6 protein-coding genes are annotated in these 6,926 nt (G+C 62.2%); 3 read left to right on the top strand and 3 right to left on the bottom strand.

Going from position 1 to position 6,926, the window contains the following annotated elements; genetic code table 11:
* Positions 1-282, top strand: a 282-nt coding sequence (locus ENZ74_RS16430) for a 4-oxalocrotonate tautomerase (RefSeq protein ID WP_127312867.1), incomplete at its 5' end; no start/stop codon positions are given.
* A gap of 123 nt (positions 283-405) precedes the next feature.
* Positions 406-2,628: an AMP-binding protein gene (locus ENZ74_RS16435; RefSeq protein ID WP_013532541.1), complete on the top strand. Its 2,223-nt coding sequence runs from the start codon at positions 406-408 to the stop codon at positions 2,626-2,628.
* Positions 2,629-2,655: 27 nt separating this feature from the next.
* On the opposite strand, the gene ENZ74_RS16440 is transcribed toward ENZ74_RS16435, so the two are convergent.
* From ENZ74_RS16440 to ENZ74_RS16450, 3 genes are all read right to left on the bottom strand, one after another.
* Entirely contained in the window at positions 2,656-3,402 is a 747-nt protein-coding gene (locus ENZ74_RS16440; RefSeq protein WP_224621703.1) for a phosphatidylcholine/phosphatidylserine synthase, read from the bottom strand.
* Positions 3,403-3,477: 75 nt separating this feature from the next.
* Positions 3,478-4,176, bottom strand: a complete 699-nt coding sequence (locus ENZ74_RS16445) for a phosphatidylserine decarboxylase (protein ID WP_013532543.1) — start codon at positions 4,174-4,176, stop codon at positions 3,478-3,480.
* Between the two features lie 198 nt (positions 4,177-4,374).
* Complete coding sequence (locus tag ENZ74_RS16450) at positions 4,375-5,667, bottom strand: DUF4375 domain-containing protein (protein WP_013532544.1); 1,293 nt, start codon at positions 5,665-5,667, stop codon at positions 4,375-4,377.
* 325 nt (positions 5,668-5,992) lie between these two features.
* On the opposite strand from ENZ74_RS16450, the gene ENZ74_RS16455 reads away from it, so the two are divergent.
* A complete protein-coding gene (locus ENZ74_RS16455) occupies positions 5,993-6,856 on the top strand; it encodes an SMP-30/gluconolactonase/LRE family protein (protein ID WP_013532545.1) in 864 nt (287 codons plus the stop codon).
* Positions 6,857-6,926 lie beyond the last annotated feature (70 nt).

Genomic DNA, 6,926 nt, shown 5'->3' on the forward strand with positions numbered 1-6,926 from the left:
GTGTCCTATGTCGATCCGCAGCACTGGTTCGCCGGCGGCAAGTCGCTGGCCGAGCACGGCACCAACACGTTCTGGCTTGATATCAAGGTGGTCGACGGCACCAACACCAAGCTTGAGCTGGAGGCCTATCTGAAGGCGATCTTCGCAGCCTTCGGCCGTCTGCTGGGCGGCGTGCACGAGGAGAGCTACGCCTTCGTGCATGAAGTGCCGGCAGCCGCTTACGGCTATGGCGGCAAGACGCAGGAATTTCGTTTCATCAGTGGACGGCTGCAGGCGGCGTGAGAAGCAGCTTCCCGCACCAAGGGAAGCAAAAGCTCCGCATTGACCTTGCTCCCACATCGTCTAGGTTCTGGCCGACACGGCCGCAAAGAGCCGAGATGCTAAAAACGTTGGGAGAGACGCGGCATGATCCTGACACTGGCGCTGCTTGCGGGTCTTGTTCTGGCCTGGCTCCTGATTGGCGTGGCGGAAAAATTCCGCCTCGGCCTACGCTTCACCCAGGCGCTGCTCTATGTCCCGTTCAAGCTTGCCTACCGGATCGGAGACAGCCGCATCAGGATCGCCCGCAAGGCGCAGGCCCCAGTCATCTACGTCATCTCTCATCAATCGCGCTTCGAGCCGGCGCTGATGCTGTCGCTGCTGCCGGAAGACACGCTGCATATTCTCGATGAGGTCTCGGCGCGCTCGCCGTGGCTCGAACCTTGGCGCGAGCTTGGCCGTACCATCGCCTTCAACGCCGAACATGTCTTCGTCAGCCGCCGGCTGGTGCGGGTGCTGAAGGGCAAGGGCCGGCTCGCTGTCTATCTGCCGGATGCAGTCGAGCCCGACGTCAAGACGTTTCGGTTGTTTCGTGCCGTCACCCGCATCGCCATGCAGGCCGATGCCAAGATCGTGCCGATCTTCGTCGGCGGCGCGCGCAGCCTGCCGGTGTCGTTGACGCCTGGGGACAAGGCGCCACGACACTGGTTTCCGCAACTGTCGATCAGCGTGCTGGAGCCGATGACCATCACTGAGTTGGTGGCGCGCAACCCCGAGCAGGCCTCGAACACCAACGCGCTGTTCGACCGTGTCGCCGAGGCGCGGCTCTTCGGCACCAACCTCGATCGTGGCCTGTTCCTGGCCATGCGCGATGCCGCCGACCGCGTCGGCGCTTCGCATATCATCATCGAGGACGTGATCTCCGGCGCGCTGAGCTACCGCAAGCTGTTCATCGGCGCCCGCGTCCTGGGCAGGCGCTTCGAGGCGGTAACGGCTCCGGGCGAGGCAGTCGGCGTGATGCTGCCCAATGCCAATGGCGTCGTGCTGTCGCTCACCGGCCTTCTGTCGGCCGGCCGGGTGGCGGCGATGATCAACTACACGGCCGGGCCGGCGAGCGTCACCGCGGCCGTGCGCACGGCGGTGATAAGGACCGTGATTTCGTCCCGCGCGTTCGTCGAGAAGGCCGACCTTGCCGATATCGTCGCGGCGGTCGAAAAGGGCGGCGCCAGGCTTCTCTGGCTCGAGGATGTGCGGGAGAGCGTCACCGCGCTGGACAAGCTTGCCGCCGCCTTGCTGTGGCGCTGGCCGCTGCAGCGACAGGACGCGGCCAAGCCGGCGGTGATCCTGTTCACCTCGGGCTCGGAAGGCACGCCGAAGGCAGTCGTGCTGTCGCACAAGAACCTTTACGCCAACGCCATGCAGGCTGAGGCGCGCATCACCATCTCGCCCGCCGACATCCTGCTCAACGTGCTGCCGGTGTTCCATTCGTTCGGCCTGACGGGCGGCACCATCCTGCCGCTGGTCACCGGGGTAAAACTGTTCCTCTACCCCTCGCCGCTGCACTACAAGATCATCCCCGAGGTTGCGCGCAAGGGGAAACCGACCATTATGTTCGGCACCGACACGTTCCTCGCCAACTATGCGCGTACCGCCAAGGACGGCGATTTTTCCAGCCTGCGCTTCGTCGTTGCCGGCGCCGAGGCGGTGAAGCCGGAAACCCGCCGCGTCTATCGCGAACGCTTCCAGGCCGAGATCATCGAAGGGTTCGGGCTGACAGAGGCGGCGCCGGTGGTTGCCGTCAACACGGCAATCCATGGCCGCGACGGTACCGTCGGGCGGCTGCTGCCGGCCATGCGCATGAAGCTTGAGCCGATCGAAGGCATTTCCGATGCCGGCCAATTGTGGCTCGACGGACCGAACCTGATGATGGGCTATATGACATCGGACCGCCCCGGTGAATTGCAGCCGCTGACGGGCTGGCACGACACCGGCGACATCGTCGCTGTCGACCGCGAAGGCTTCATCACCATTCGCGGCCGCGCCAAGCGCTTCGCCAAGATCGCCGGCGAGATGGTGTCGCTGGGTGCTGTCGAGATGCTGGTGCAGTCGTTGTGGCCGGAAGAACGCCATGCGGCGGTAGCGGTGCCGGACAAGAGGCGCGGCGAGCGCATTGTGCTGGTCACCACCGCCGACGACGCCAATCCCGACGAGTTGCGCAGATTCGGCAAACAAGCGGGCGCCGCCGAACTGATGGTGCCCAACGACATCGTCAAGGTCGAGGAAATCCCGGTGCTGGGTTCGGGCAAGACCGACTATGTCTCGACCCGAAAGCTGGCGATCGACAGGCTGGGGCTCGGCGTCGCGGCCTGAGTCGGATCAAGCACTTCCGCCGACCTTCTAACCTATATCCGAAGGCGGTACCTTCTCGCCCTCCAGCTTGGCGCGTTTCGAATAGGCGCGCACACTGAACGGCAGGAAGATCAGGTAGCCGGCAACCGAAGCGGTCAGCGTGTACCAGGGGTAGGTCATCAGCAGCAGTACGTAGAGCACGACACCCAGGATGATCGGCAACACCCTGTCGCCCGGGATTTTCAGGCTCTTGCCGGAATAGACCGGCAGCCGGCTGACCAGCAGGAAGGCGACCAGTATGGTAAAGCCGGTGGCGACGAAGGCCGCTGGACGACTGGGCTCCAGCCCTGTGCGCAGGAAATAGAGATAGAGCGGCAGCATCACCAGCACAGCACCAGCCGGCGCCGGCACGCCGACGAAATATTCGGACTGCCATATCGGGCGGTCGGCCTTCTCGTCGTCGAGCACGTTGAAGCGGGCGAGCCTTAGCCCGCAGGCGATGGCGAACAGCAAGGCCGCAATCCAGCCCGGCGAGCCGGCACGGTCGAGCAGGAAGGCATAAAGCACCAAAGCCGGGGCGACGCCGAAATTGACGATGTCGGCCAGCGAATCCATCTGGGCGCCGAATTTGGAGGTTGCCTTCAGCATCCGCGCCAAGCGGCCATCAATGCCGTCGAGGAAAGCGGCCAGCAGCACCATCACCACGGCCGGCTCGAAGCGGCCTTCGAAGCCGAAGCGGATGCCCGACAGACCGGCGCAGATGGCAAGCACGGTGACGAGGTTGGGCAGCACCATGCGCATCGGGATCTCGCGGATGCGCGGACCGCCGCTGGCATGGGCCTCGAACTTCTTATACTGCGTGCCCACGGCTCAGGAAATCCGCACGAGGGGTGTGCCGGCGACACCGCCGAATTCGGCCAGCACGGTTTCGCCGCCGACCGCTGTCTGGCCGACGGCAACGCGCGGCGTGGCGGTCAAGGGCAGGAAGACATCGACGCGCGAGCCGAAGCGGATCAAGCCGAAACGCTCGCCGGTGCCGATCGAGCCGCCCGCCTCGGCCCAACAGACGATCCGCCGCGCCACCAGGCCGGCGATCTGGACGGCGGCGATCGTGCCGTTGGGGCTTTCGATGACCAGGCCGTTGCGCTCGTTCTCGGTGCTGGCCTTGTCGAGTTCGGCGTTGAGGAATTTTCCGGGCCGGTGTTCGATCCTGACGATACGACCGCGTACCGGGGCGCGGTTCACGTGACAGGAAAAGACATTCATGAACACCGAGATGCGGGTCATCTCGACATTGCCGAGGCCGAGTTCGCGCGGCGGCACGGCCGGCCCGACCGCCGAGATGATGCCGTCGGCGGGGCTGACCACCAAGCGGTCGTCGACCGGCGTGACGCGCTCGGGATCGCGGAAGAAATAAACGCACCAGGCCGTCAGGATCAGACCGATCCAGAACAGGACCGAGGAGAAATAGCCGAGGAAAAGCGTCGCCGCGCCAAAGGCCGCGATGAAGGGATAGCCTTCGCGATGGATCGGTACGAACGCGTTCTTGACCGTATCGACAAGGCTCATCAGCTAAAAACAGGCTCCGTTTCAAGTCCGGCCTCAATAGCCGAAAGCCCCCCTCGCCGCAACGCAACAATCGGCGGCGCGGGCGAACGGGCAAGGGCCTGTCGCCTCAGGATAGCCGAACGCTCCGCGTTCGTGAGGTCGCGACCGGCTCGCATGCCTGTGCCACTGGCGTCAGAATTTCGAGACAATCAGCCCAGATCAGTTGGCACCATCGGCTTCGGCGCGCACAAAATGTTCTTCGATCTCAAGCCTATGGGCATCCGCCAGCGGATCTTCGGCGCCCGACCTCAAGAGCGCGCTCCCGTTGGGAGAGGACACCAAAAACAGCAGTCTACCGTCAGCAGCAACTGTCCAACTGACGACCGATCCTCCCTCGCTCGGAATCAGCATCGATGGCAAAGCAACTGCTCCTGCCGTATCAATTCCAGCCCTGCGCAAAAGAAGGTCGAGGGCTGCTGGTGCCCCGTATTCATCAGCCAGTTCGATGACTGTCGCTATTGAATCAGCGCCGACATGCGACAGCTTCAGACCGACACGTGGAGCACCTTCGCCAAGTAACTCATCAACGCTATCGACCGGTCCGAGGTCGAGTTGCAGTTCTGTACCATCAGCAGCCAGGTACTGGTATGCAGCCGCATGCGTTGGCGTGACTACGCACAAACGCACCCTGCCGGCGTTGGTTACGACCGGAAATGTCATCTGCTTCTCGCCATCTATGTCCAACATCCGTCCTTTGCCGAGCCCGAGCTTAACCTCGGGCTGCGGCAAAGCTGCACAGGCGAGCCCGATGCCCACTTCAAGTCGGCTCGTCATCACTGCTTTCAGATGGAACACCGAACGATGGCGCAATCGAGGTTCGCGCCTGGAGTTGGCCATCACAATGTCAAGAGTGGCCTCCTGGCATTCGGCATCGTCGACAATCTCCAGTTCAGGCCAGGAGGCTATCCAACCCACTGCGCGGGCAAGCATCGGGACGCTGTCTTCCTCCTTGTAAAAAAGATCGTCGAGTCCATCAAGGAAATCAGCGCGGCCACCTTCGAATCCAGTCTGTTCCTCCGCTTCCTTGGGATGTTCCCGGACCCAAGCAACCATCTGTTTCAAAATAGCTAAATGGTTTTCTGCTCGCATTCCAGCCAAAGCCAAATGCACATCCGAGGTGACTTTATCGAGGTGATCACGGTAATTGTGAATAAATTGGCTATGGCCGCCATTAGCCACTTCCATCCCGTATAGGTAAGCGTGAAAAAACTGCCTCGCTGACGGCGGTATTTCGTGATCTTTGTAGAGGCCCTGATCAAACATTGCGGTCACGAAATCCATGACTGCAGTCACGAGGTCAGCAACGTAGTTTTCCTTAGCGGCGCGCTCGACTGCTGAAAACGGGACAACAATTGAAGTCACGCGCGGACTGGCCGTCGGTTGCTCCGGCTGGTGCGCCGAAATCGTTGTCGACTGCTGCAGCCTTTTCTTTCGCGAAAAAATTCCGAACATTCCAAAGCCTTCTTACCCGGAGGAAAGCAATACCGGTAGATCAGAGTCTGTCAGCAGAATATCACTTGGAAAAGTGGATAAAAAGGCGCTTGAAATTCATTTTCACTGCGTCTTACCAATATTTTGAAGAACACTTCAACCGATAGTTTGAAGAACACTCCAAAAACTGACCTCGAGGCTTCGTCGCGAACTCAGCAAAGAGCAGCCAAACCAAAATTATCGGTTCTGTGCCTGTCGGCAGACCGCTGCCTCGCCCGTCCTTGGTGAGACAGCGCCATCATGGACCATTTGGCGATGCTGACGCACTCAACAAGGAGTCCCCTACATGCAGAAACCACCTGCCCCCCAAGCGCATCTCGTCACTGCCGGTCTCGCTTTCGGCGAGTCGCCGCGCTGGCATGACGGACGGCTGTGGCTTTGCAACTGGGGCACCGGCGAGATTATCGCCGTCGATGCCGACGGCAACCGCGAGGTCATGCTCACCGTACCGGCTGTCCTGCCCTACTCCATTGACTGGCTGCCGGATGGCCGCCTGCTCGTCATCTCCGGCCGCGAAGGGCTGCTGCTACGACAGGAGGCCGACGGGAGCCTCGTCACTCGCGCCGATTTGCGTGACCTGTCGAAAAGCCCTTGGAACGAGATCGTCGTCGACGGGCGCGGCAACACCTATGTCAATGGCGGCGGACCGGCGCCGGCTTCTGGCGAGCATTTCAGCCCCGGCACCATCGTGTTGATCACGCCGGACGGCGCGGTCCGGCAGGTGGCGGAAAATATCGCCTTTGCCAACGGCATGGCAGTGAGCCCGGACAACAAGACGCTGATTGTCGCGGAATCCCATGCCAATCGGCTGACCGCCTTCGACATTGCCGCCGACGGCAGCCTTGCCAACCGAAGGGTCTGGGCCGACCTCGACGGCTATCCCGACGGCATCTGCCTCGATGCCGAAGGGGCGGCCTGGTATGCGGATGTTCCCAACAAGCGTTGCGTGCGGGTGCGTGAAGGCGGCGAGGTGCTGCAGACAGTGACCGTCGATCGCGGCTGCTTTGCCTGCATGCTGGGCGGCACCGACAGGAAAACGCTGTTCATTCTCGCCGCCGAATGGCGCGGCTTCGAGCATATGGTCAGCGACGCCCGCACCGGCCAGGTGTTCAGCGTCGAAGCGCCGGCACCTGGCATCGGCTGGCCGTAACAGCCTTGCTACAGCCCGGGAACCCTCTGATAGTTGGCGATGTCGGCGCGAACGCCGAGCCGGGCGATCG

The sequence above is a fragment of the Mesorhizobium sp. M7A.F.Ca.CA.002.15.2.1 genome (genome assembly GCF_003998715.1).
Taxonomy (GTDB): domain Bacteria; phylum Pseudomonadota; class Alphaproteobacteria; order Rhizobiales; family Rhizobiaceae; genus Mesorhizobium; species Mesorhizobium ciceri.